This is a genomic window from Ruegeria sp. AN6 (assembly GCF_056540425.1).
Window position 1 is genome coordinate 558,955 of record NZ_JBQFWR010000001.1, and the last position, 25,751, is coordinate 584,705.

Annotated in this window: 24 protein-coding genes and 1 tRNA gene; 7 read left to right on the forward strand and 18 right to left on the reverse strand. The window is 53.8% G+C overall.

Annotated elements, in window-relative coordinates; translation table 11 throughout:
• Positions 1-14: 14 nt before the first annotated feature.
• Positions 15-1,106, reverse strand: coding sequence for a UDP-3-O-(3-hydroxymyristoyl)glucosamine N-acyltransferase (gene lpxD / locus ACR0MQ_RS02755; RefSeq protein WP_170770915.1), 1,092 nt, complete (start codon positions 1,104-1,106; stop codon positions 15-17).
• A gap of 34 nt (positions 1,107-1,140) precedes the next feature.
• Positions 1,141-2,742 (reverse strand): L,D-transpeptidase family protein, encoded by a 1,602-nt coding sequence (locus ACR0MQ_RS02760; protein ID WP_480605774.1) that lies wholly within the window; start codon positions 2,740-2,742, stop codon positions 1,141-1,143.
• A 345-nt stretch (positions 2,743-3,087) separates the two neighbouring features.
• On the opposite strand from ACR0MQ_RS02760, the gene mepK reads away from it, so the two are divergent.
• Entirely contained in the window at positions 3,088-3,657 is a 570-nt protein-coding gene (gene mepK / locus ACR0MQ_RS02765; RefSeq protein WP_170470323.1) for a peptidoglycan L,D-endopeptidase MepK, read from the forward strand.
• Positions 3,658-3,783: 126 nt separating this feature from the next.
• Here mepK and ACR0MQ_RS02770 read toward each other — a convergent pair.
• From ACR0MQ_RS02770 to iscR, 10 genes are all read right to left on the reverse strand, one after another.
• A tRNA-Arg gene (locus ACR0MQ_RS02770) sits at positions 3,784-3,860 on the reverse strand.
• Positions 3,861-3,915: 55 nt separating this feature from the next.
• Complete coding sequence (locus tag ACR0MQ_RS02775) at positions 3,916-5,136, reverse strand: cysteine desulfurase (protein ID WP_480605776.1); 1,221 nt, start codon at positions 5,134-5,136, stop codon at positions 3,916-3,918.
• 13 nt (positions 5,137-5,149) lie between these two features.
• The gene (locus ACR0MQ_RS02780; RefSeq protein WP_170774173.1) at positions 5,150-5,707 is read right to left on the reverse strand and encodes a Yip1 family protein; all 558 of its coding nucleotides are present in this window, start codon (positions 5,705-5,707) and stop codon (positions 5,150-5,152) included.
• Positions 5,704-6,189, reverse strand: a complete 486-nt coding sequence (locus ACR0MQ_RS02785) for a YIP1 family protein (protein ID WP_010440201.1) — start codon at positions 6,187-6,189, stop codon at positions 5,704-5,706. The genes ACR0MQ_RS02780 and ACR0MQ_RS02785 overlap by 4 nt, the downstream gene beginning before the upstream one ends.
• A complete protein-coding gene (gene sufD / locus ACR0MQ_RS02790) occupies positions 6,189-7,469 on the reverse strand; it encodes a Fe-S cluster assembly protein SufD (RefSeq protein WP_480605781.1) in 1,281 nt (426 codons plus the stop codon). Before sufD ends, ACR0MQ_RS02785 begins: the two co-directional genes overlap by 1 nt.
• A complete protein-coding gene (gene sufC / locus ACR0MQ_RS02795; RefSeq protein ID WP_010440203.1) occupies positions 7,469-8,224 on the reverse strand; it encodes a Fe-S cluster assembly ATPase SufC in 756 nt (251 codons plus the stop codon). Before sufC ends, sufD begins: the two co-directional genes overlap by 1 nt.
• 52 nt (positions 8,225-8,276) lie before the next feature.
• On the reverse strand, positions 8,277-8,480 hold the full coding sequence (locus tag ACR0MQ_RS02800; protein ID WP_010440204.1) for a hypothetical protein: 204 nt from the start codon (positions 8,478-8,480) through the stop codon (positions 8,277-8,279).
• A complete protein-coding gene (gene sufB / locus ACR0MQ_RS02805; RefSeq protein WP_170539790.1) occupies positions 8,480-10,000 on the reverse strand; it encodes a Fe-S cluster assembly protein SufB in 1,521 nt (506 codons plus the stop codon). Before sufB ends, ACR0MQ_RS02800 begins: the two co-directional genes overlap by 1 nt.
• An 18-nt stretch (positions 10,001-10,018) precedes the next feature.
• Positions 10,019-11,062, reverse strand: coding sequence for a cysteine desulfurase family protein (locus ACR0MQ_RS02810; RefSeq protein ID WP_170774168.1), 1,044 nt, complete (start codon positions 11,060-11,062; stop codon positions 10,019-10,021).
• A gap of 54 nt (positions 11,063-11,116) precedes the next feature.
• Entirely contained in the window at positions 11,117-11,575 is a 459-nt protein-coding gene (gene iscR / locus ACR0MQ_RS02815) for a Fe-S cluster assembly transcriptional regulator IscR (RefSeq protein WP_010440207.1), read from the reverse strand.
• A 176-nt stretch (positions 11,576-11,751) separates the two neighbouring features.
• Between iscR and ACR0MQ_RS02820 the strand changes: the two genes are divergently transcribed.
• The 5 genes from ACR0MQ_RS02820 (at position 11,752) to ACR0MQ_RS02840 (ending at position 16,101) form a co-directional block, all read left to right on the forward strand.
• Positions 11,752-12,405, forward strand: coding sequence for an alpha/beta hydrolase (locus tag ACR0MQ_RS02820; RefSeq protein WP_010440208.1), 654 nt, complete (start codon positions 11,752-11,754; stop codon positions 12,403-12,405).
• Positions 12,405-12,650, forward strand: a complete 246-nt coding sequence (locus ACR0MQ_RS02825; protein ID WP_010440209.1) for a hypothetical protein — start codon at positions 12,405-12,407, stop codon at positions 12,648-12,650. The genes ACR0MQ_RS02820 and ACR0MQ_RS02825 overlap by 1 nt, the downstream gene beginning before the upstream one ends.
• 354 nt (positions 12,651-13,004) lie before the next feature.
• Entirely contained in the window at positions 13,005-13,379 is a 375-nt protein-coding gene (locus tag ACR0MQ_RS02830) for a DMT family transporter (protein ID WP_010440210.1), read from the forward strand.
• A gap of 77 nt (positions 13,380-13,456) precedes the next feature.
• A complete protein-coding gene (typA, locus tag ACR0MQ_RS02835) occupies positions 13,457-15,274 on the forward strand; it encodes a translational GTPase TypA (protein ID WP_170470428.1) in 1,818 nt (605 codons plus the stop codon).
• A gap of 275 nt (positions 15,275-15,549) precedes the next feature.
• Positions 15,550-16,101 (forward strand): hypothetical protein, encoded by a 552-nt coding sequence (locus ACR0MQ_RS02840; protein ID WP_480605787.1) that lies wholly within the window; start codon positions 15,550-15,552, stop codon positions 16,099-16,101.
• A gap of 54 nt (positions 16,102-16,155) precedes the next feature.
• Here the strand turns inward: ACR0MQ_RS02840 and ACR0MQ_RS02845 are convergent, their stop codons facing one another.
• From ACR0MQ_RS02845 to recA, 4 genes are all read right to left on the reverse strand, one after another.
• Complete coding sequence (locus ACR0MQ_RS02845; RefSeq protein ID WP_170774164.1) at positions 16,156-16,776, reverse strand: transglutaminase-like cysteine peptidase; 621 nt, start codon at positions 16,774-16,776, stop codon at positions 16,156-16,158.
• 353 nt (positions 16,777-17,129) lie between these two features.
• On the reverse strand, positions 17,130-17,417 hold the full coding sequence (locus ACR0MQ_RS02850) for a DUF1330 domain-containing protein (protein WP_010440216.1): 288 nt from the start codon (positions 17,415-17,417) through the stop codon (positions 17,130-17,132).
• A gap of 1 nt (position 17,418) precedes the next feature.
• Positions 17,419-20,088: an alanine--tRNA ligase gene (alaS, locus tag ACR0MQ_RS02855; protein WP_170774162.1), complete on the reverse strand. Its 2,670-nt coding sequence runs from the start codon at positions 20,086-20,088 to the stop codon at positions 17,419-17,421.
• A 179-nt stretch (positions 20,089-20,267) separates the two neighbouring features.
• On the reverse strand, positions 20,268-21,332 hold the full coding sequence (gene recA, locus ACR0MQ_RS02860) for a recombinase RecA (protein ID WP_010440218.1): 1,065 nt from the start codon (positions 21,330-21,332) through the stop codon (positions 20,268-20,270).
• Positions 21,333-21,522: 190 nt separating this feature from the next.
• On the opposite strand from recA, the gene ACR0MQ_RS02865 reads away from it, so the two are divergent.
• On the forward strand, positions 21,523-22,116 hold the full coding sequence (locus ACR0MQ_RS02865) for a sulfotransferase family 2 domain-containing protein (protein ID WP_170774160.1): 594 nt from the start codon (positions 21,523-21,525) through the stop codon (positions 22,114-22,116).
• A 5-nt stretch (positions 22,117-22,121) separates the two neighbouring features.
• Here the strand turns inward: ACR0MQ_RS02865 and ACR0MQ_RS02870 are convergent, their stop codons facing one another.
• Positions 22,122-24,428 carry a two-component system sensor histidine kinase NtrB gene (locus ACR0MQ_RS02870; RefSeq protein ID WP_480605791.1) on the reverse strand — a complete coding sequence of 769 codons (2,307 nt, stop codon included), beginning with the start codon at positions 24,426-24,428 and terminating at the stop codon, positions 22,122-22,124.
• 104 nt (positions 24,429-24,532) lie between these two features.
• A complete protein-coding gene (locus ACR0MQ_RS02875; RefSeq protein WP_170774155.1) occupies positions 24,533-25,696 on the reverse strand; it encodes an RsmB/NOP family class I SAM-dependent RNA methyltransferase in 1,164 nt (387 codons plus the stop codon).
• Positions 25,697-25,751: the final 55 nt, after the last annotated feature.

The window sequence follows — 25,751 nt, forward strand, 5'->3', positions numbered from 1 at the left end:
GTGTTGGGGTTGATTTAATCGCTTGGAGCCTGTTTGGAAACAGCCTTTTTCAACGCCTCAACGTCACGGGCCAAACGGGGCAACCGGCGTTGGGCTTTGTAAATCTCTGTGTGGCTTTCCATTTTGATCGCTGGATAGCCCATAATCACGCGGCCAGCAGGCACATTCGACAGGATCTTGGTACCTCCACCGGCTATTACCCCATCACCGACAAAGATGTTGTCGGAAACGCCGGTCTGACCACCCAATACAACGTTATTTCCGATCTCAACTGAACCGGATACTCCGGTCTGACCACATAGCAAGCAATCCTGCCCCACGCGCGTGTTGTGACCTACATGTACAAGGTTATCCAACTTGGACCCGCTTCCGATCACGGTGTTGCGGATAGTGCCGTTGTCGACCGTACAGTTCGACCCAACTTCAACATCGTCACCAATCTCAACCGCCCCAAGTGAGTGAATGCGCAACCAGTTCTGTGCTTTTGCATCCCCTTGATCGCCAAGTGTTTTCCGCGCGTTTTCTGCGCCTGATACCTCAGGCGTGACGTAGCTGAACCCGTCACCTCCGATACGCGCACCCGGCTGAGCAATAAAACGATCGCCAATCTGCGCCCGTGCCCCGATGCTTACCATCTCGCGAAGCAGAGCGCCTTCACCCAGCGAAGCATCCATTCCAATCACGCAATGCGCGCCGATAACCGAACCCTTACCTATCTTTGCCCGCGCTCCGATCACGGCAAGCGGACCGACCGATACGTCCTCTCCAATCTCAGCAGTTTCATCGATAACAGCCGATGGGTGGATCCCCGGTGCAATGCCCTGCCCGCGATCCAGCATCGACGTTATTCCGGCCATCGCCATACGCGGGCGCTGAACAAAGATGGCGGCCTCAAGACCCAAAGCCTGCCAATCTGCCCCATCCCAAAGTACAGCGGCCCGCGCCGCGCCATTCGCCAAGGCTTCGGCGTATTTGGGCGACATTGCCATCGCCAGATCGGTTGGTCCCGCATCGCCTGGCTCGGCTGCGCGAAGGATCGTCAAACTCGTCTGACCCTCGGCCACAACACCAAGAGCGTCGGCGATTTGCTGAACTGTGAATTGCATGCGGGCTTCCTCGTGGCGCGTAGTTGCCCCGTGATTACCCCTGAACGTCCGGCAGGGCTACCCCTGCCTTTTGCAATGCCACCCAGATCTTGCGATCACGGTCATATACATCACGGCGATATTGAACCTCACCCTTCGGTCCGACATAGGCCGTTCTGTAGATCAGATGCACCGGCACCGGGTTTTCAAGGTTCACCTTCGTCTCTTTTCCAGTGTTCAACACACGATGGAAGAAAGATTTTGGATCCTCTTCCTGTTTGGCCAGCAATGCATATGCAAATTCAAATGGCTGCGCCAATCGAATACATCCGTGTGAGAAAGCCCGAACCTCGCGCGCGAACAAAGACTTCTGTGGCGTATCGTGGAGATAGATGTTGTGCTTGTTCGGGAACATGAACTTCACCAGACCCAGCGCGTTGCTTCTGCTTGGTGGTTGACGCATCGAGAACGGGAAGTTCCTTGCGGTGAACTGGGTGAAATCAACAGCGCCCCGGTTAACTTGCCGCCCCCCACGATCAGTAATCTGGATATGCCCCACTGCGTTCGGGTTAGCTTGTAATTTCGGCAGGTACTCTTTGGTGATGATCGAGCGCGGAACATACCAGCTGGGGTTGATCACCATATGCTCCATCTCGTCCGAAAATTCTGGACTACGGCGATCATGTGTATTTTTGCCAATGACTGCGCGTGTCTCGAACGTGACCTGACCGTCATCAACGATCTTTGCCGAAAAGTCTGCCTGATTCACCAGAATGTGGCGCTCACCACGTTCTTCGGGCAGCCAACGCTCACGTTCCAAAGCAACGTAAACCGCTTTCAGACGGTCGGATACTGGCCGATTGATCTCGGTGATTGTTCCATTACCTGCAACGCCATCCGGTTCAAGCCCATGTGCGGTTTGAAACGCCTGAACGGCAGCAAGCAACACGTCATCATAGTTGGGGCTTGCAGTGGGCTTCAAATAACCCATAGCGACCAACCGATTGCGCAATTTGATGACATTCGCGCCTGTGTCTCCGCGCTCAAGCTTTGTGACAGGAACGGTCTCACCCCACCCGCCCTTTTCGATCAGCGTTTCGAGCGCAATTTTCTGCTTCATCAACGCGCGATACTGGCGTGATTGAGGCATAATCTCATTGAAGTACTCATCACCATCGCCGGCAACAAGACGCTTCAGGTGTTCTTGCGTGTTGCGCTGTTCAACATCCCGTACAAGGCCAGCATCGATTTGCGAAGGTGAAGTAACACCGGACTGTATATCGTTGGCATATTTAGCAAAAACTTGACTTAGCTCAGCCTCGATCAAACCCAAATCACGGGTTGTTCTGGCGTCCTGCATCTTCGCAATCAATGCCGAGACATCATAGCGCGCGCGCGGAAGCCCATGCATGTCGATTGTTGACAAAGCCTTGATCAAGGCAGCGCGCCGCGCTTGATGCTCAGGTGTGTTGCCTACCCACACCGGATCGAAAGCATTTTTTCGGTAGAATTCAGCGATCGCATTGTTTGAAACCGTGCTTTCAGCCACCGCCATCTGGAAGGCGGTGCCAGACGTTCCCGCCAAAGCTACGGAAGCTGAAACTGCTACAAAGGTAGCTGCAAATACACTAGAACGAGCACGAGAAACAAACGACATCAGATAGCCTTGGTTATTCAATGATTTGCCGCAAAATTTCTACGGCGTTTAGAAATAATGTTTGGAGGTGCAGTTAATGTCTATTCACAAATATATCAATTAGCCTCTTCTTTTTACCGTGATGCGTGTTTGCATCGTTGGAACCTGGGATGCAGAATTATCATGCATGTTTGCATCAGTTGCGCAAAAAACTGCCGAAAATTCCCCCTTGATTAAAGCGCAAGCAAAGACTCCTTGGCGGATGATTCCGACTATGCAATAAATTCCGCATCTGGGATGGGATAAAAATTAAGACAGCGCGCGTAACATCGTGTGCAGGCAGGAACAGTACGGGACGAAACTGAAATGACCGAGAGCAGTACATCGGGCTTGACCCGGCGTGCCCTATTGGGCGCATTCGCCGCAACGGCGGTTGTCGCGGCACCAACCTATTCCAAAGCAGCGGGTTTTCTTCGTGGCGGTGGCGACATTCGCCGCATTCGTATGTATTCGGGCCGCACCGGTGAGCGGATCGACATGGTATATTGGGTTGACGGAAAATATATCAAGGACGCGGTGAAAGAGGTTAATCACTTCATGCGTGATTGGCGCAGCGATCAGGTCAAGGACATGGACCTGCGCACGATCGACATCATGGCTGCGGCGCATAATATGCTGGATGTAAGCGAACCCTATATGCTGCTGTCTGGTTACCGCTCACCGCAAACCAATGCCATGCTGCGCCGTCGCTCTCGCGGTGTCGCCAAGAATTCCCTGCATATGAAAGGCCAGGCTGCCGACTTGCGTTTATCCTCGCGTTCGGTCTCCCAAATGGCGAAAGCTGCAATTTCCTGCCGCGCCGGGGGCGTTGGCCAGTACAATCGGTCGAATTTCGTGCATATGGATTGCGGTGTCATCCGTTCGTGGCGCGGCTGATTTAACTCATTATCCCATAGCATAATATGAACCCCCTCAGTTATCTCTGATGGGGGTTTTGTTTTGTCGGCAGCTAGATTGCATACCAAACGCCAATGTGCAGAGCAAAAACAAACACACGAGAAGTGGCGCACCTGAGAGGATTCGAACCTCTGGCCTCTGCCTTCGGAGGGCAGCGCTCTATCCAGCTGAGCTACAGGTGCCTTGGCCGTTAGCTACCCTCGTTCCAATCCGGGTGCAACTGCAAATGCGACCTCATCAGGCAAACAGATCGTGGGCCAATTCCAAAGCATCGATCAGCGTGTCGACCTCTTCGGTCGTGTTGTAGAGGCCGAAGCTGGCGCGGCAGGTCGCGGTGACACCCAGATGGTCCATCAATGGCCCCGCGCAGTGATGGCCCGCGCGCACTGCGACACCTTTTTTATCCAGTATCGTCGAAACATCGTGGGCATGCCCTGCCCCGTCCAGCGTAAAGCTGAAGATTGCGGCCTTGTCGGATGTGGTTCCCTGAACCTGCAGCCAGTTCAGCCCGTTCAGTCGTTGCATCGCATAGTCGCGCAGTCCCGCCTCATGTGATGCGATGTTCTCCATGCCCAAGTCCATCATGTAATCCAGCGCAACGCCCATACCGATGGTCTGCACGATGCCCGGCGTTCCGGCTTCGAACTTCATCGGTGGATCATTGTAGATCACCTGATCTTTTGACACCTCTTTGATCATGTCGCCGCCCCCGATAAAGGGACGCATTTCGGCCATGCGTTCCGATTTGATGAATATCGCACCTGAACCGGACGGTCCGTACAACTTGTGGCCCGTTATCGCGTAAAAGTCGCAGCCGATATCCTCGACATTCACGGGCATATGGACAGCGCCTTGGCTACCGTCCACCAGTACCGGAACACCTTTGGCGTGGGCCGCTTGTGTGATCGATTTGACGTCGACCACAGTGCCTAAAACGTTTGAACACTGCGTCACCGCCACCAGCTTTGTCTTCGGACCGATCGCATCGATGACAGCTTGTGGATCAAGATATCCGGTTGCGTCCACATCAACCCACTTCAGAACGACGCCCTGCCGTTCGCGCAAGAAATGCCAGGGTACTATATTTGCGTGATGCTCCATCACGCTGAGCACGATCTCGTCCCCCGCCTGCAGATGCGGCATCGCCCAACCGTAAGCGACGAGATTGATCCCCTCGGTCGTACCCGAGTTCAATACAATCTCTTCCTCGTTCGAAACGCCAAGAAAACGTGCGACAGTGCCCCGGACGGACTCGTACTTTTCGGTCGCAAGATTGGACAGGTAGTGAAGCCCGCGATGAACGTTCGAATACTCATGGGCATAGGCCTGCGTGACTGCGTCAATAACAGCCTGAGGCTTTTGCGCGGATGCGCCATTGTCGAGATAGGTCAGAGGCTTTCCGTTGACCTGTCGCGACAGGATCGGAAAGTCGGCGCGAATTTTCTGTACGTCATACATGGACAGAGGTTCCCTATACAGGCGACAGCCAAAGGACAAATGGGATAGCCACAAGGCCAGACAATAGGATCACCAGAAACGATTTACCCAGCGACTGAAATCGATGCGCTTCGTTGAGGAAATGTAAGGTGATGTAGAGGCTCAGTACCAGCATCGCAAGGCTTGCCGGTAAGAACAAAAACGGCAGCACCGAGACCAATGTCAGAATGATCGCCTGCCCGATAATCTGCAGGATCTGCAGCCAGACGACCAGAGTCATGAGGTCGTTGAACGACCCCTCTCCGCCCAGTACCCGCCCTACCAAGAGGAAAGCAACGACGCTGATCAGAATCGCGGCAACTGATACAAACAAGGTCCGCGATAAAGGCTCGGCAATTTGTTGAACCTCTGGGTTAATAAACGGCATGACAAAGCCGGACAGAGTTTGAACCAGCGCATTCAGGATCACGGCAAGAAAGAATGCAATCCACAGCACGTCTGGACCAAAGCGCATCGCCAGCAATCGCTTGGCAGCCTCGGCCGGGTTTGTCAGGGTCAGGACGACCATATTCAGAAGCACGGCAGAGTTCATTTAATGGCCTTTTGCGATTGTCTGAGACCGGACAACCAGAACCAGGTAAAAATCGCAACCCATAACATTCCGGCTAGCGTTTGTTCCGGGCCCGGACCGATAAAGCCCGCGACCAACCCGTTCAACAACACCAAGGGGGCCGATGCCAACAACGCCCAGAACAACGCCAGCCTTGCGCCATAGCCGTTTCCACGGCCTCCAAAAACCCGCGCTACGAGTTGTGAGAGCCAAGCCAGAAGATAAAAGAACAGAGGAAGTATGAAGACCGAGCCCAACAAAGCGCCGCCCATGAGCATGTTCAGTTCCAGCCCCTCAATGTGGGCACGGCGTGCAAGGCTTGGCAATTGGGCGATGAAACCAACTACACAGAAGGCCATCACAAATGCCAGCGCACGATCTTCACGCGGGCCCATATCCAACAGGCGACGCACAACACGCCCCGGTCCGCGATACGTGGCAACGATATCTGTTGTGACGGACATCAGCGGCGGCGTGCCAGCCAATCTTGCAATCGTGTGACAATCACTTCGGCCAGAGCTTCATCTTCGATTTCCTGAACCGCTTCCGCGAGGAAAGCCAAAGTCAGCATATCCGTCGCCTCTTTGGTGGGAACACCACGCGATCGCAGGTAGAACAGCGCTGTTTCGTCAATCGCACCAGAGGTCGAGCCGTGCGAACAGGCGACGTCATCCGCGTAGATTTCCAACTCGGGCTTGGCGAGAAATTGGCTGTCCTCATCCAGCAGCAACGATTGGCTGATTTGATATCCGTCGGTTTTCTGCGCACCCGCTTTGACGAGGATCTTTCCCTGAAAGACACCGGTCGCCCCGTTGCGCAACACCTTTTTAAACACCTGACGGCTTTCGCAATTCACCGCATCGTGGGTCACAAATACCGTGTCGTCATGATGGAATTCACCATCTCCAACGCAAGCACCCGCAACATGGACCACGGCATCGTCGCCGGTAAGCTCAACCACCTGCTCGTTCCGCGTCAGAACACCGTTCACAGTAAGTGTGAAGGATTTGTACACAGACTCCGTTCCCATTCGAGTGAACATATGCGTCGCTGCTCGCCGCTGATGATCGCGACCCTGCGCGCGAACATGGTGCAGCGTACCGCCATCGGCGATATCGATCTCCATACATTTGTTAAAACGCGATGCGGCCGGGCCATTTTCAAGGATGGTCACCTCGGCACCGCTTTCAACACGAACCACATGATGCAGGATCGCATCCGAGGTTTCCGAAGCATGGCGATAGATCAGGCTGATCGGTTTGGCAGGTTTTCCGGTCACATGGATGGCAACACCATCTGACGCAAATGCAGTGTTCAATGCCGCCAGAGGGCGATGCACCGGGGTCTGACCATTTGCCTCAAGAACACCGTATAACTCTTTGGCCCAATGGATATCTTTGCAGCAAATATCTTCCAACCTGTCGATAGTGACACCCTCCATCGACAGTTCGTCTGACTCTTCAGGGCTAAATACACCATCGATGAAGACAATCTTCAGCCGGTCAAACTCGTTGAACATCGGCGCTTCGTCGTTCTGAAACAACGCCGCCGCGGGTGCTTGTGCCGAGATCAATGTATCGGGTTGGGTATACTTCCAGTATTCATGCCGACGTCCGGGCAGTCCCATTTCGCGCACCCGCGCCAGAGCAGCCTCTCGCGCCTTACGCGTGCAACCCGCATCTGGCATGGTCAGAGCTGCAAGCCGCTCTTCGGTTGCCGACTGTTTTGCTTGAGCGAGAGCCATCAGTTTACCTCGGCCAGAATGTCAGCATACCCATTGTGCTCAACTTCCAGAGCCAACTCGGGTCCGCCGGATTTGACGATACGGCCATCGGCCATGATGTGCACGACGTCTGGTTTGATGTGATCTAGCAAACGCTGATAATGCGTGATAACAAGGAAACCGCGCCCTTCGTCGCGCAACGCATTCACGCCTTCCGATACCAGCTTCATCGCATCCACATCGAGCCCCGAGTCGGTCTCGTCAAGGATGCATAACTTGGGCTCAAGCATTGCCATCTGCAGTATTTCGTTGCGCTTTTTCTCACCACCCGAGAATCCAACATTAACTGGGCGTTTCAACATATCTGCATCGATCTTCAGCGCCTTTGCCTTGGCGCGGATTTCTTTCAGGAAATCCGCTGCAGACAGTTCTTCCTGACCACGTGCCTTACGCTGAGCATTCACCGCTGTGCGCAAGAACGTCATGTTACCGACACCGGGAATCTCAACCGGATATTGGAATGCGAGAAAAACGCCAGCAGCCGCGCGCTCTTCCGGCTCCATCTCTAGCAGATCTTCGCCCTCAAGTGTGGCGGTACCATCTGTCACTTCATATCCGTCCCGACCGGACAAGACATAGCTAAGCGTAGACTTGCCAGAGCCATTCGGCCCCATGATCGCATGCACCTTGCCGGCCTCAACAGTGAGATCGACGCCTTTGAGGATTTGTTTGTCTTCTTCCTCAAGTTTTACGTGCAGGTTTTTGATTTCCAGCATTTTTTGTCCTTTTGCATCTCGCAAGGGGCGCAGATTGACCCCAGATAATTGTCTATCCCAGCACCTTGCGGATCACCCGAGCGATGATCCAACCCAGCAGCGCGCCTCCGCCCACTGCCCAGACCGGGTTGATGAAGTCCATGTATTTCGTGTTGACGTAAGCCACCCCCAACAGGCCGCCGATCACCGGCAGCGCGTAGCCGAGCGCTGTCAGCACATCATCCTTGCGGATACGTTGTTGAGGTTTTGGCGTCATCAGCCGACCGATCCCTCTAGGCTGATCGCAACCAATTGCTGAGCCTCCATCGCGAATTCCATCGGCAGCGCCTGCAGCACATCCTTGCAGAACCCGTTGACAACAAGCGCCACGGCCTCTTCCTCGTCCATGCCGCGCTGACGGCAATAGAACAACTGATCCTCGTCGACCTTCGAAGTCGTCGCCTCATGCTCGACACGGGACGAGTTGTTTTTGACCTCGATATACGGAACCGTGTGCGCCCCACACTTGTCACCAATCAGCAAGCTGTCACACTGGGTGTAATTGCGACTATCCTTGGCCTTTGGATGCATCGAGACCAGTCCGCGATAGGTATTCTGCGCCTTACCCGCACTGATCCCTTTCGACACGATCCGCGACTTGGTGTTCTTGCCCAGATGAACCATCTTCGTGCCAGTATCGGCCTGCTGCATGTTGTTCGTGATCGCGATCGAGTAGAACTCACCCTGGCTGTCATCGCCACGCAGGATGCAGGACGGATACTTCCAAGTCACAGCCGAGCCGGTTTCAACCTGCGTCCACATCACCTTGGAGCGATCCCCACGACAATCGGCACGCTTGGTCACGAAGTTGTAGATACCACCTTTGCCGTTCTCATCACCGGGGAACCAGTTCTGAACCGTCGAATACTTCACCTCGGCATCTTCTTCGATAATGATTTCCACCACGGCCGCGTGCAGCTGTGCGGTATCTCGTTGTGGTGCAGTACAACCTTCCAAGTAACTGACATAACTGCCCTTGTCGGCAATGATCAGCGTCCGTTCGAACTGCCCCGTATTTTCCGCGTTGATACGGAAATAGGTGCTCAATTCCATTGGACAGCGGACACCCGGTGGCACATAGACAAACGAACCATCCGAAAACACAGCGGAGTTCAGAGTGGCATAGAAATTGTCGGATACCGGAACCACGGTTCCGAGATATTTCTTCACCAGTTCCGGATGTTCTCGTATCGCCTCGGAGATCGAGCAGAAGATAACACCCGCTTTTTTCAGCTCTTCCTGGAAAGTCGTGCCAACCGAAACCGAGTCAAACACCGCATCGACGGCGACCTTGCGCCCCTCGGCTGGCGCATCTTCGGCACCTTCAACTCCGGCAAGAATCATCTGTTCTTTCAGAGGGATACCCAGTTTCTCATATGTCGCCAGCAGCTTGGGGTCGACCTCATCCAAGGATTTGGGCTTCTCTTCCATCGATTTCGGACGGGCATAATAATACTGGTCCTGAAAATCGATTTTAGGATAGCTGACCATGGCCCAGTTCGGTTCATCCATCTTGGTCCAGCGTTCGAACGCGGCGAGACGCCACTCGGTCATCCATTCGGGCTCATCATTTTTGCCTGAAATCAGCTTGACGATATCGGGGTTTACACCCTTCGGGGCGTACTCCATCTCGATTTCAGTTTCCCAGCCGTATTTGTAGGTTCCGACCTCGCGTACCGCATCCACGGTTTCCTGATCGACACCTTCTTTTACCTGGGTCTGGTCCAAAGCGGCCATAAGACACCCTCCGTCAGATCACGCGGCGCGCGCGCGATGCTTTTTCTCTTTCTCAAGCCACGTTTCCGCAAAACGCAGCACATTCTCTTCCGTCGTCTCGGGACCGAGCGATACGCGTATCGCACTGGCCGCCGCGTGTTCATCAAATCCCATGGCCGTCAGCACAGCACTGGCGCGCACTTTGCCGCTGGAGCAGGCTGAGCCTGCACTGATCGCAAATCCTGACAAATCCATCTGCATGACCTGGGTTTCTCCCTTCCAGCCCGGAGTGGCAAAGCACAACGTGTTGGGGAGTCGCTCCTGATCTTTCCCGACAAAAATAGTAGATTTCGATCCGGCCTCAAGAGCGTTTTCTAGAATATTTCTAAGTTCACGAACTTTTTCCCAGACACCATTTGCAAGATCGCGGGATGCAGCTTCAGCAGCCGCACCGAAGCCCGCGATTCCGATAACATTCTCAGTGCCCGAGCGACGCCCCATCTCCTGCCCGCCACCTTTGATTTGCGCGGCCAAATCCGTGCCGCGTTTCATCACCAACGCACCGATCCCTTTGGGACCGCCCAGTTTATGTGCAGAAATCAAGGCCATTTCCGCGCCCAGCCAGTTGAACGCGACTGGCAGCTTTCCAAACGCCTGAGTGGCGTCAGTTACAGCCAGATCAGACGGGAGAGATTGAATGATGCCCGTCTCGGAGTTTGCAAGTTGCAATGCAGTTAAGGCGGGATCTGAAACCGTAACTTGCCCGTCTTTCGACACTGGTAAAACTTCATTGGCCCAAGCACGTACCGCATCATGCTCGATCGCGCCCCCCTGCAGACCACGTCCTGACATTGCCAACGCCGCCGCTTCGGTAGCGCCTGAGGTAAACACGATGTCAGCGCCATCCGCCCCAAATGCGGTGGCAATCTGTGCGCGTGCTTTCTCGACTAAAGCCTTTGCGGCACGGCCCTCTGCGTGAACGGATGACGGATTGCCGGCCAGATCCATCGCCGCAATCATTGCAGCGCGGGCTTCGGGCCTTAATGGAGCCGTCGCATTATGATCGAGATAAACCCGTTTCATAGATACATCTTTTCCAACATGGATTCCTGTGGAACGAAAATCTGTTTCATCAGCTCAGTCGTCCACGACCGCAAACAAGTTTGGAACTGCCGGGCACGGTGCCAGATCATTTCGGATCACATCCGACAAACGCGTTTGATGCAGGAACACATACACATGTGCGCTCAGGCTTTCCCACAAACGATTGGTCAGGGATTGCGCCCGACTGCCGGACGAAGCACCCGATGCCCCCGCCCCTTTGTGCATCGCATCCACGGTTTCATCGACTGCAGCCAAAATCTCAACCACTCGAATTTCGGATGCAGGGCGCGCAAGACGATAACCTCCACCCGGACCCCGAACCGAGCTGACCAACTCAGCACGACGCAGTTTTACAAAAAGCTGTTCCAGATAAGGAAGAGAAATATCCTGACGCTCGGAAATCTCACCAAGTGTCACGAGCTTGTCGGAGGATTGCAGAGCAATATCCGCCAGAGCAACCATCGCATAGCGTCCTTTGGTCGACAGCTTCATATGAATTCCTTGAGGCAAGAACCGCGAAAACATTGACGCCGCCGCAGCCAGTGCGTATCTCCCAATGACAGCGTTTTCACGCGACACAATGTAATTAGAACCGTTCTAAGGTGCCTGACGATTACCGTCAAGATAATCTCGGGGCCGAGGCGTCAAAAAACAGGACTAAAGCACACATGCCCGAGGTGATTTTTCCCGGACCCGAAGGCCGCCTGGAAGGCCGCTACCACCCGCAAAAGGAAAAAGACGCACCGATCGCAATCGTGCTGCATCCGCACCCTCAATTTGGCGGGACCATGAATAACAAGGTGGTCTACAACCTGCACTATGCCTTCTACAACATGGGCTTCACGGTTCTGCGCTTTAACTTCCGTGGCGTAGGCCGCAGCCAAGGCGAATATGATCAGGGTGTTGGCGAGCTTAGCGATGCCGCGTCGGCGCTGGATTATCTTCAGTCCATGAACAACAACTCCAAGCATTGCTGGGTTGCAGGATTCTCATTCGGCGCCTGGATCGGAATGCAACTGCTGATGCGTCGTCCCGAGATCACCGGCTTTATTAGCGTGTCACCCCCGGCGAACATGTATGATTTTTCTTTCCTGGCCCCCTGCCCGTCTTCCGGCCTGATAATCAACGGGTCGTCAGACCGCGTTGCACCCCCTGCGGATACCACTTCGCTGGTTAGCAAATTGCACGAGCAAAAAGGGATCACAATCACGCATCACGAGGTTGAAGGCGCGGATCACTTCTTCCAGGATCGCCACATGGACACGCTGATGACCGACGTGACGGATTATGTGAAGCGTCGCCTGACCGAGAATACGCGCTGATGTCTGATACCATCACCACCCTTGCCTCGAGATTGGCAGAGGATACGATGAAGGTCATGGACGAAACCGGTGAGGATCGGTTTTATGTGGAGGTCGGCGAGCTTTTGGGCGCGTCATCTCAGACGCTGGAAGAAGCGTTTTTGACCGAAGTTCGGGTACGGCTCGCAGAACGCAAGGCCCGTAAGTTTGTGGTCAAGAAATTGTCCGATCATCGCTCAAAACTCAAAGCAATCGAGAAGCAGTAAGAATTGAATTCAATCTTATTGCGAACGAAAGAAAAGGAGCCCGAAAGCTCCTTTTGATCAAATCGTTCGGTGGGCGCCTAAACTGGAATACCCTTTAACCGCTCAACATTTTGGGCTGCATCAATGTCGACGGCCCCCCCGTCTGCAAGCCACCCTAACGCCACGATCAACACCGAAACGATAATGATTGATTTTGCAAATGTCGTCATTCAATCAAACTCGCTACAAACTAACTAAAACACCCAACCCTCTATCATGCCTCAGGAATATCGAACAGTCAGGTTTACCTGACCTTTGGTAAAGTCACTCTTTATTCTGCGCCGCCAGAATCCACTTGCCCGGCAATAGTCAACTATGGTCAACCTTCCGCGACACTTCGGAAAGGCATCAATCTTGCCCAAAACATATTTCATTCTGCTGCTGGCGGTCATTGCGGAAACCATCGGGACCACTGCACTGCAAGCCAGCCATCAGTTCACCCGCTTTTGGCCCTCTGCCCTGGTGGTCGTTGGCTATGGCAGCGCATTCTATCTTATGGCGCTCACTCTGAAAGTGATGCCTGTCGGGATTGTCTATGCAATCTGGTCGGGACTTGGGATTTTCCTAATAGCACTGATTGGTTTTCTGGTATTTGGTCAGAAACTCGACTGGCCGGCGATCCTGGGGCTTGTTCTGATACTGTCTGGAATTCTGATCATTCACCTGTTTTCTTCGACCGCGGGTCACTGAACGCCGGTTAGGGCTGGTATATTTTGTCGCGCCGCGTTATGCGCCGGGCCAACTTCCCGTTCAAAGGTTGACCTCTCATGGACCTGCGCAATATCGCAATCATCGCTCACGTGGACCACGGTAAAACGACCCTGGTGGATGAGCTTCTTAAACAATCCGGCGCTTTCCGCGAGAATCAGGCCGTTGCCGAGCGCGCAATGGACAGCAATGATCTGGAACGGGAACGTGGCATCACCATTCTGGCCAAGGCGACATCGGTCGAATGGAAAGACACTCGTATCAACATCGTCGACACCCCCGGCCACGCCGATTTCGGAGGCGAGGTTGAACGCATCCTCAGCATGGTCGACGGTGTTGTTCTTTTGGTCGACGCCGCCGAAGGTCCCATGCCGCAGACCAAGTTCGTGACCTCTAAGGCGCTGGCATTGGGACTGCGCCCCATCGTTGTATTGAATAAGGTCGACAAACCGGATGCCGAACCAGATCGCGCGCTGGACGAATGTTTTGACCTGTTCGCCAACCTTGGTGCTGACGACGATCAGCTTGATTTTCCCGCCATGTATGCCTCGGGCCGTTCAGGTTGGGCAGATATGGAACTTGACGGACCGCGCAAGGATCTGACTGCCCTTTTCGATCTGATCGTCGATCACGTCCCCGCCCCCAAGCAAATTGAGAAAAAAGACGAGCCGTTCAGAATGCTTGCCACCACGCTTGGCAGCGATCCTTTCATCGGCCGCATCCTGACCGGTCGTGTCGAGAGCGGAACGTTGAAAGCGGGTGACAGCCTCAAGGCGCTCAGCCGTGACGGAACATTGATCGAGAATTTCCGTGCGACAAAGATTCTCGCGTTCCGTGGTCTCGCACAACAGCCTATCGATGTAGCCGAGGCCGGGGACATCGTCACCATTGCGGGAATGAGCAAGGCCACGGTTGCGGATTCTTTGGTTGCTCCGCAAGTAAACGAGGCTTTGCCCGCCCAGCCAATCGATCCACCAACGATCACCGTCACCTTCGGCATCAATGATTCTCCGCTTGCAGGCCGAGACGGTAAAAAGGTTCAGTCCCGCGTCATTCGTGATCGTCTAATGAAGGAGGCTGAATCAAATGTCGCCATCCGCATTAGCGATACACCCGGTGGTGAAGCCTTTGAAGTCGCTGGCCGTGGCGAACTCCAGATGGGCGTCCTGATCGAGAATATGCGCCGCGAAGGATTCGAACTCAGCATCTCGCGCCCACAGGTTTTGTTCCGCGACGAAGACGGTCAACGCCTTGAGCCCATCGAAGAAGTCACCATCGATGTCGATGACGAATTCTCGGGCTCGGTGATCGAGAAGATCACTGGAGCACGCAAAGGTGAACTGGTCGAGATGCGCCCCGCGGGAGTTGGCAAAACCCGCATCATCGCCCATGTGCCATCACGTGGTCTAATCGGATATCACGGCGAATTTCTGACCGACACGCGCGGGACCGGTGTCCTGAACCGCGTTTTCCATGGATGGGCTGCCCACAAGGGATCGATCCCCGGTCGTCGTGCAGGCGTCTTGATCTCAATGGAAAAAGGCCAGGCCGTCGCCTACGCCTTGTGGAACTTGGAGGAACGTGGACGCATGTTCGTGGGGCCGCAAACCGATGTCTATCAAGGCATGGTGATCGGTGAACATTCCCGTGACAACGATCTGGAAGTGAACCCGCTTAAAGGCAAGAAGCTGACCAACGTACGCGCCAGCGGATCGGATGACGCGGTGCGCCTGACGCCTCACATTAAGTTCTCTTTGGAAGAGGCGATCGCGTATATCGACGATGACGAACTGGTTGAGGTGACGCCAAATGCGATCCGGCTTCGCAAACGCTATCTGGATCCGCATGAGCGGAAGAGAATGGCACGATCTGCGTAGGTCCTGCAGTAACTCAGTTCACACATACGCAACAATGACCCATTCGTGGCAAATTTGCGTCAATATGGAAATAGTCCAGAAATCTAGAGCCCGCCAATTTGGCGGGCTTTCTATTTGTTTTTAAACGCCTTTCCCTGGCGTAAGCCAATATTGATCCTTTTGCACTCATCATTGGCCGCTTGAAAATAAGGCCCAAGAAGGAGATTTTGAGTTAAAAGAGTGGCGCCGCACGAGTATACGGCGAGGTAGTTAATGAGTATTTAAGGAGAAATGCCATGCGCATTAGTTCCAAACTGTTTTCGATAGTATTTGTTGCTTCTACATTTCCATTGATATCTGCTGGTACTGCGCAAGCATCTGAGATGTGTACTGTGAAGACCGCAAAGCAATCCGTGTCCTCTAACACCCTTTGCGCCTGCGACGTCGTAAGCTCGCGAATGGTGCGCTATATCCAACGGCGCGCCGATTTCGAGAGCATCCTCGAGCAGACGCTGCTTGATTGCCCTGCCTTTGCCTCGGTACTAACTGACTTGCCGACAGCTTCCGTCGGGTTTGCCGAGCAGAGAAATGGCGATGGCAATGATGAAGAAAACGGAGGTGATGACTTCAATGATCCACCTTCCGCGCCAGAACCCGAATCCAAGCCTGATCCAAAATCTGATCCAAAACCGTCAACTCCTGACCCGACCCCAACAGGAGGCGGAGGACCAGGTTCGGAAACACCTAAAGGTGGCGGCGGTCCGGGTTCGGAAACACCAAAAGGTGGTGGTGGTCCGGGGTCAGAAACACCAAAAGAAACGCCAACGGATAATGGAGCTAAAACCTAGAGGATAGTAGTAGGGATAGGAGATACGAATAGATTTCTTTCTGTGTAGTGTTCCCTATCCCTGACCGTAGATACCCACCCAGTTGCGTGGTTGCCTTGGGTCCTGCATCCGCAGAAACAAATACCGCGTAGCGGACCATGGCTTTACCTGGTTCGTCAGGTTATCCAGCACCAAATCACCCTGATTTGATCGATATACCAATACGGCGTGAGAGTTTCGGCGCGTATCCAGTACGGTTGCGATCAATAGTTTACGGGGATCGATTCCTGCATTGATCAAATCACGCTTTTTAAGCAGGGCAAAATCTTCACAATCCCCGCCAAGAGATGTCGGCAGGGCCCACAACTCGCGGGTCTTGTACTGCCTTTGGTCGGTGACCTCTCGCGTCGACACATTTACGCGTCGGTTGATCTGTTTAACGAGCTTCAGTTCTTGTGCGCTGGAAAGGGATGCCGCTCCTTTTTGAGCACAAGCCCAAGAATACTGACGACACAACTGCCGTGCCCCTGTCGGCGGAGGTGAGGCGGCAACACTTTGAATAAATGCGGCATCACGCGCTGACACCGCTGATCCAATCATCATTGAACCAGCCATGATGACCACTATACCAAAATGGTTGATTAACCCTAAAGTTCGCTCAACAACACTATTCAGTTTGGTGCCAACGGTTGTCATGATTTTCCTTTAGTTTCCAGTTCAAACCAATGATTGGCACCATTCACATTAGCATATTAAACAGAAAACATCCGAAAACTGCTATGTTTGTGCAATCACTTGGCAAGTTGAGCGGGAAAAACGGCAGAAATTCGTCAACTTTCATGACCATTTCAGCACAAGATCATGGCAAACACTGCCATAATTGATAGCCGACTAAGTAATAGAGAGCTGGAAAATCCAACAATGACACTGAAATATGCGGCAATTGTTGTTACAGGCCTATACTTCGATAACCCTCTAAAAGATCAAACCCGGCCCAAAGCTGGGCCGGGTCAATGCTCATTCGCGCGGGAGGCAGAATCAGAAAACTGTTATTCGGTAATTTCGACTACAACCAGCTCACGTTCGCTGGCGCCTCGGGCATGATCCAGTGCTTGTTGGTAAGCGGGCGAATTATAGCATTCAACAGCAGCTTCAACCGAGGGGAAGCGGGCGACCACATTACGCGGACGTTCCTTGCCTTCCAACTGCACGTACCGCGCGGCACGGGCTATGAACTCACCGCCATGGGCGGCGATCGCGGGACCTGCCAGCTCGGCGTATTTTCCGTATGCATCGGCATCAGTCACAGTGACATGAGCAATCCAGAGTGCAGGCATCTTATCCTCCCAAAACCTGTTCTGCGGCTTTTATGGCTGCTTCAACGTTCGAGGCATCTTTGCCTCCGCCTTGTGCCATGTCAGCCCGACCACCACCACCCTTGCCGCCAAGTTCGACAACGGCAGCGCGAACCAGATCAACGGCCGAAACTTTGTCAGTCAGATCCGTTGTAACACCGGCGGCAACGGCAGCTTTTCCACCAGTATCTGCGATTAACAACACAGCACCTGAACCCAACCGGTTCTTGTGCTCATCGATCAGCGTTGGCAGGTCCTTTCCGGACACGCCGGTCAGTGATTGGGCGAGGAAGGCCATACCATTGACCTCTTTTGCTTCAGAGCCACCCTGCCCTGCGCCACCAGCCATCGCCAGATCACGGCGCAGTTGAGCAACTTCGTTTTGAAGCGATTTACGCTCATCCATCAGCGATTTCACACGCGCAACAACGTCATCAGGCTGTGCTTTCAACTCCAAAGCAATAGCGCCGAGACGCTGATCCTGAGCCGACAGGTGATTGAAAGCTTCATCCCCAGTAAGCGCCTCAATCCTGCGCACACCTGCGCTGCTGGCGCTGTCGCCGAGAAGGACAAACGTACCTATGTCACCTGTCTGGCGCACATGGGTGCCGCCACACAATTCGATCGACCAGGTCTCACCATCCTGCCCTTTGCCGGTAGGTGCCTTACCCATCGACACGACACGGACCTCATCACCGTATTTCTCGCCAAACAGCGCCTGTGCACCCAGCGCACGGGCATCGTCTGGCGTCATGATACGCGTCTCGACAGCCGAGTTCTGGCGAATAAAGGCATTCACCTCACGCTCGACCTTTTGAATCTCTTCCCGCGTCAAAGCCTTTGAGTGGCTGAAATCAAACCGCAATCGGTCGGATGCATTTAATGAGCCGCGCTGAGCCACATGATCACCCAGCGTTTCACGAAGGGCTTCGTGCAACAGGTGCGTCGCTGAATGGTTTGCGCGAATGGCCGTACGTCTTGCGTGATCGACTTCAAGCTCAACAGCGTCACCTGTCGAGATCGATCCATGATCAACTGTCACCTTGTGTGCATAGACCTTGCCGTCGGCAAATTTTCTGGTGTCTACAACACGGGAAATGTCATTTCGTTCATCGAGCTTGCGGATTTCACCTGTATCGCCAACCTGACCACCGGCTTCACCATAAAACGGCGTCTGGTTAACCACGACCCAGCCACTGCCGCCTTTCTCAATACTATCGACCAAGGCACCATCGACTACCAGTGCAGCCACCTGACCTTCGGCTTTTTCCGTGTCGTAACCAAGGAAATCGGTAGCACCGGCGGAGTCTAACACATCGAACCATACGACCTGATCAGCTGCTTCGCCAGAACCAGCCCAGGCAGCGCGCGCCTTTGCTTTTTGTTCGGCCATAGCGGCATCAAACCCGTCAGTGTCTACTGTACGTCCTTTCTCGCGTAGCGCATCCTGAGTAAGATCCAGCGGGAAACCGTATGTGTCATAAAGCTTGAATGCCGCATCACCCGGCAGCGGATCACCTTCCGACAAACCAGAGACCTCGTCATCAAGCAATTTCAAGCCGCGATCCAATGTTTGTTTGAACCGCGTTTCCTCCAGCAGCAATGTCTCTTCGATCAGAGGCTGCGCCTGACCAAGCTCGGTGTATTGCGCGCCCATCAGTTGAATCAGAGTTGGCACCAAACGGTGCATCACCGGATCTTTCGCGCCCAACAAATGTGCATGGCGCATCGCACGACGCATGATACGACGGAGAACATATCCACGCCCATCATTTGACGGCATCACCCCATCAGCGATCAGGAAAGATGTCGAACGCAGGTGATCCGCAATCACACGGTGATGCACATTCTGATCCCCATAAGGATCAACTCCGGTGGCCTCTGCGGAAGCCTCGATCAGTGTTTTGAACAGATCAGTGTCGTAGTTGTCATGACTGCCCTGAAGCAAAGCACCAATACGTTCCAGTCCCATGCCAGTATCGATCGACTGCATATCGAGCTCGACCATCGAGCCGTCTTCGAACTGCTCGTTTTGCATGAAAACGATGTTCCAGATTTCGATGAACCGGTCGCCATCTTCTTCGGCGGAACCCGGAGGGCCACCCCAGATGTGATCGCCGTGATCATAGAATATCTCGGTACACGGGCCACATGGCCCGGTTGGACCCATCTGCCAGAAGTTGTCATTGGTGGCGATGCGAATGATCCGGTCTTCGGGAACTCCTACCTTCTTCCAAATTTCAAAGGCTTCGTCATCAGTATGGTAGACCGTTGCCAGCAGGCGGTTCTTGTCGATCCCAAATTCTTTGGTGATCAGCTCCCAGGCGAATGGGATTGCTTCCGGCTTGAAGTAATCTCCGAACGAGAAATTTCCCAGCATTTCAAAGAACGTATGATGGCGCGCGGTATAGCCCACGTTATCCAGATCATTATGCTTGCCACCTGCGCGCACACATTTCTGTGCTGTGGTCGCGCGATGATAATCACGGGTTTCTACGCCGGTAAACAGGTTCTTGAATTGAACCATACCTGAGTTCACGAACATCAACGTCGGATCATTGCGCGGCACCAATGGGCTGGACGCAACCACTTCGTGGCCTTGCTTGGCAAAGTAGTTCAGAAAGGTCGAGCGGATATCATTCAGCGTGGGCATTTGGGCTCTCTCAACGCGCATTCATAATGGTCTGCGAAGGTTTAGCCCTCTGTCCAAGGAGTGTCCACAGCATTGGACGACCCAAACGAAACAAGGCGGCTCCCTTGAGCCGCCCCGTTCTAGGTATTCTAAGCACTATCGGAGTGCCGGGGGATTTCTGCTGATGCCGTCAGAGTGCATTACGCTTCGAGGATATCATCCTCTTCCGCCTCGGGGGGCATTTCAAAATCCAGACCGTGGGCCGCGCGAATCTTATCTTCGATCTCTAACGCGGCGCGGGAATTGTCACGCAGATATTGCTTGGCGTTTTCGCGCCCCTGCCCGATCCGCTCGTCGCCATAGCTGAACCATGAACCTGACTTTTCAACCACTCCGGCTTTAACGCCCAAGTCTAGCAATTCGCCCATCTTGCTGATGCCTTCGCCATACATGATGTCAAATTCCACCTGCTTGAACGGCGGCGCCACCTTGTTCTTCACAACCTTGACGCGGGTCTGGTTGCCGACCACCTCGTCGCGATCCTTGATCGCGCCGATGCGGCGGATATCCAGACGGACCGAGCTGTAGAACTTCAGTGCGTTGCCACCGGTCGTGGTTTCGGGGCTACCGAACATCACGCCGATCTTCATCCTGATCTGGTTGATGAAGATCACCATGCAGTTCGAGCGATTGATCGAGCCGGTCAGTTTGCGCATTGCCTGGCTCATCAGCCGGGCCTGAACGCCCACGCTGCTATCGCCCATGTCGCCTTCCAACTCGGATTTCGGCGTCAGGGCCGCAACCGAGTCGACCACAACCATGTTCACCGCACCCGAGCGCACCAACGTATCAGTGATCTCAAGCGCCTGTTCACCGGTATCGGGCTGCGAAATCAGCAGTTCATCCAGATCAACACCCAACTTGCGGGCATATTGCGGGTCAAGTGCATGTTCTGCGTCTACAAAAGCGCAAACACCGCCACGTTTTTGCTGTTCAGCAATGCAATGCAGTGTCAGCGTGGTTTTACCCGAACTTTCAGGCCCGTAGATTTCAACAATCCGCCCCATCGGTAGACCACCGATACCCAACGCAATATCCAGGCCCAGTGAGCCGGTCGAGCTTGCCTCGATATCCTGCTTGGAATCCTCGCCCAACTTCATGATCGAGCCCTTGCCGAACTGCCGTTCGATCTGAGCCAATGCGCTGTCGAGCGCCTTTTGCTTGTCTGCGTTTTTCTTGTCGCTCATCGTCAGAAGATCCGCCATTGTCCTGTCACTATCCCTTTTGTCACACCCTTTGACGGGCGGCAATCGCTGCTTTGTTCGCCTCTTGTTCCTTATGGGACCAAAAAGAGAACATTTCAACTAAAACTTATGAAATTCAGTCTTAGGCAATTGTGTTAAAGAGTCGTTTACGACAATCTGCCAATCGAAAAGCGTTGTAGAGAAAAGATAAATGCTTGTTTTTTATGAAGAGCGTCTCGCGCTTTTGTCCGTCCCCAAAACCGGCAGCACAGCCTACCAATCTGCTCTGAAAGACCGTGCCGATATCGTTGTCTCAGGTCCAACTGAATTAAAACACGCAAACATGCGCCGCTTTGATCGGTTCTATCAAACCATGTTCAAGAAGCTGTTTGACACTGAAATGGAGGTTATGGCCGTCGTCCGAGATCCCATCGACTGGTTAGGAAGTTGGTATCGATATCGCACGCGGCAGGAATTGAACAATCATCCACACTCTACTCAGGGTCTTGATTTTGAGGCATTTGTAGTTGCCCATATGCAGAAATCCCCACCGGCCTGTGCGAATGTCGGACGCCAGAGCGAATTCCTAATGCCCCGCAGCAATGGTGCCGGAGTGAGCCACGTGTTTAAGTACGAAAACCAAGGCACGATACTCGATTTCCTACGAAATCGCCTGAACTGCGACATACAGCTTCCGCAAGAGAATGTTTCGCCCAAGCTCAAGCTTGAACTCTCGAAAGACACAGACCAGCAATTTCGCAGCTTATTCGCAGCGGAATTTGCACTGCATCAATCTGCTGAGTAACGGCGTCAGTTGAGTTGCTGAAACACCGCTTCGGTCAACTGCGTCAATGAAAATGGTTTTGGCAGAAAGGTCGAGTTTTCAATCTCGGGACCGGATTCACCAAATGCGCCTTCCGTATAGCCGGACATAAAGACCACCCGGACCTCGGAGCGCGTTTTCATTGCCTCGCGCACCCAGGTCGGACCATCCATGCCAGGCATCACCACATCTGTGACAAAAACGTCGACCGTGAGATTTGGGTCCTCCAACATATGCAGCGCATCCTCGGCTGATTCCGCCTCGAGCACTGTGTACCCCTTCAGACGCAGCGCACGCGTGGCAAAAGCGCGGACGGGGGCTTCGTCCTCGACTAACAGAACAACGCCCTCACCGTGCCGTGGTTTTTGCTCTTCGTGGGCCTCTAGTGTGATCGGTTCAGGTGTCTGCGCCGCCGTACTGGCAGGAAGAAGAACGGTAAATTCGGTACCCGTACCGGGTACGCTGTCCACGAAAATGAATCCTCCGGTCTGTTTTACAATGCCGTATACCGTCGAAAGACCCAGACCTGTCCCTTCTCCGGTGCGCTTGGTGGTGTAGAAAGGTTCGAATACCTTTTGCAGCTTGTCCGGAGGGATACCTATGCCGCTGTCTATGACCTTGACCATCACATACTCGCCCGGCAGCACTGTCGCCCTGTCGCGCGAATAGGCCCGCTCTAGATTCAGAACTTCGGTTTCGATCCGAATCTCACCGCCGTCGGGCATCGCATCGCGCGCGTTTACAACCAGATTCATCAACACCTGCTCAAGCTGTCGTTTGTCGGCACAAACCGGCTTGAGCACGGGATCATGGCTGAGCGTCAAGCGGACCTTCTCGCCCACAAGGCGATTCAAAAGGTGGATCAGATCGGAAATCGTGTCTCGCAAATCCAACACCTCGGGCCTGAGGGTTTGCTTGCGCGAAAATGCAAGCAACTGACTGACCAGAGCGGCAGCGCGGTTGGCATTCTGGTTGATTTGTACAAGGTCACCATAATTCAGATCATTTTGGTCGTGGCGCAGCAACAGAAGATCGCAATGCCCTGATATTGCTGTCAGCAGATTGTTAAAATCATGCGCAACCCCACCGGCCAACTGGCCTACGGCTTGCATTTTTTGCCCCTGAACGAACTGCGCCTCAAGTGTTTTTAACTCAGTTGCGTCATTCAGAACTGCGATCAGATATACCTGACCGTCACTCACAATGCGAGACAGCGTGACCTGAACGAACACTTCTTTGTCTTTACGGGTAAGGCGCAGAAACTCTGACTTTGGAGCAGAAGTCGGTTCAACCGTACGAGCGAGCCAATCACGAATGGAATAGCCAAGCCCGTGCATAACCTCGTCAATTCTGGAATTGCCCAGCCGAACCTCACCCACCAGTTCGATTGCAAGGTGGTTGGCTTCGATGATCTCACCATCGGGCGCCAATCTCATGATCGGAACCGGCAAATCAGCGAACGAAGTTGCCTCGAGTTTTGCATCGCTATCGGTGATCGGGGTCAAAATCAGTTCGCGTGCGATCCCGCTTCGGCGCAACTGAGAAACCAGGACCGTTTTGTCACCCTCAGGCGTCCTAACTTGAATTGCGCAGCTGTTTCCGACGGGATCGCCCAGCACACCATTCTCTGATGATAACTCTGCAAACGTGGCAGGCGTGCGGCCAAAAAAATTTGCAGCTGCATCATTCGTGTTTAGAATAACTTCATTCCGACCAATGGTGATGACCGGTAACCCGACATTTCGCCAGGCTTGCTCAGCCTCTAATACGAAGCGCCAGCAATACCAATCATGATCCAGTTTCGATACCGTCACCGGTATGGTTTGACCACGTGTGACTACATCCTCCTCAGCTTTCACCCGTGACCGGAGCTGAGTTTGAAGACGCAGCAGAATCGCCGCCGGATTGGCGAATACAGATCGCAAAGCGTCATCCAGTTGCTTCTCTGGTATGGCACCAAGGCCGAGGCTGGCCCGCGAATTGACCAGGACAATTCGGCCGTTTTGATCCGTAACGATACAGGCTGCGGTATCTTGTTCCAAAAGCGCTGCAATCACGCCTTTTGTACGCTGCTCAATCTGCTTGGCGATCCAATTGCCTAAGATAGCAAACCCAACAACCGCAAGAAAAGACAGACCGACGGTTGCAACACCAGTGTTCCATTGTTTTGGAAGGACACCCAAGGCAGCAAGCAGGCAGAGAAGAAGGGCAATCAAACCCAGAGACACATGGCGCCCGCGATCAGATACGACCCGATCTGACAAACGGGGAAACGCTTGGGGAACACTGGGCATAAAGCAGCTCTTATTAAGACATATTTGACCAATATCGGCCCGCAATCGTTAATTGCCGCTTAATAAACCAGCGGTGAGAACTCCTTTAAGTTGTTTGATCGGATCTAGGTTCTAGTCAAGTGAGCCGAATAAAATCCATCCGCCCCGTGTGAAACCAGCCACGTACCCCGAAACCCAGACCGCCAATCCGAATGCTCTTGCAAAAACCTGTCCACAATCGCGTCGTTTTCGACAGCCAGCATTGAACATGTGGCATAAGCAATCGTACCTGCGTCTGCGGTCAATGGAGCGACGCTCTTCAAAATCATTGCCTGAATGCGGGTAAGTTCAAGCAAGCGCTCAGGCGTCAGCGCCCATTTCCCCGCGGGCGAACGGCGCCATGATCCGCTTCCAGAACAGGGCGCATCCACCAGAACGATGTCAAAGGGTGCCTGTCCTGATACCTGATCCGACGTCAGCAGTGAAATTTCTGCGCGCGCCCGCTTTGCACGTGCAGGCAAATCTGCCATGCGACCTGGATTGATATCATGCGCAAAAACCTGAATGCCTTCGGCCCTTGCCGCCAAGGCCAAAGCTTTGCCACCACCACCGGCGCAATAGTCCAGAACCCTCATTCCAGGTTGCAATTCCAACGCTGCAGTAACGGCCTGACTGGCGGCGTCCTGCAGCTCGATTAAACCCTCAAGATATGGATTGCATTGTGAAATTTTTCGTGCACCAGCGGTGACCTCCAAAGCAGTGTCACACGCTGAGTGAGGCTGCGCCACTATGCCTTCATCCGAGAGGCGTTGGATGATTTCAACCAGATCAGCCTGCGACAGGTTCACCCTCAAATGCACCGGGGCCCGACCCTGCAATGCAGTTGCGGCTGCGTTGGCCTCATCTTTCAACGACGCCTTGAATTCGGGCCACAACCATTCAGGGATGTCGAGGGCTTCGGCCTCGGTCTGGAAACCTCGGTCATTCTCGGCATCTGTTACCGAAGTTGGCGCATATCGCGCGCCCGAGAAGTACTGAGCAAGATCCTGATCCGATGATCGCATCGCGCCGATCATCAAGCCCCGCCCTGTTTCAGCCCCACCACGCGCGGCAAAGGATCGTTTGCAGCGTAACGCATCAAATACGTGATCGCGGATTGCCGCACGATCTTTCGAGCCCGCAAACCGACTGCGCCGCGCCCAACCTATCAACGCTTTCTCGACTGGCGCTCCGGCCAAAATTTCATCGAGGATGTCGATCGAGGCCTGAACTCGGGCTGCGGGCGTCATAGCTGGGTCCGTTTGACTTTGTCATAAATTCGATGCCCAGATACGAGCACCATAG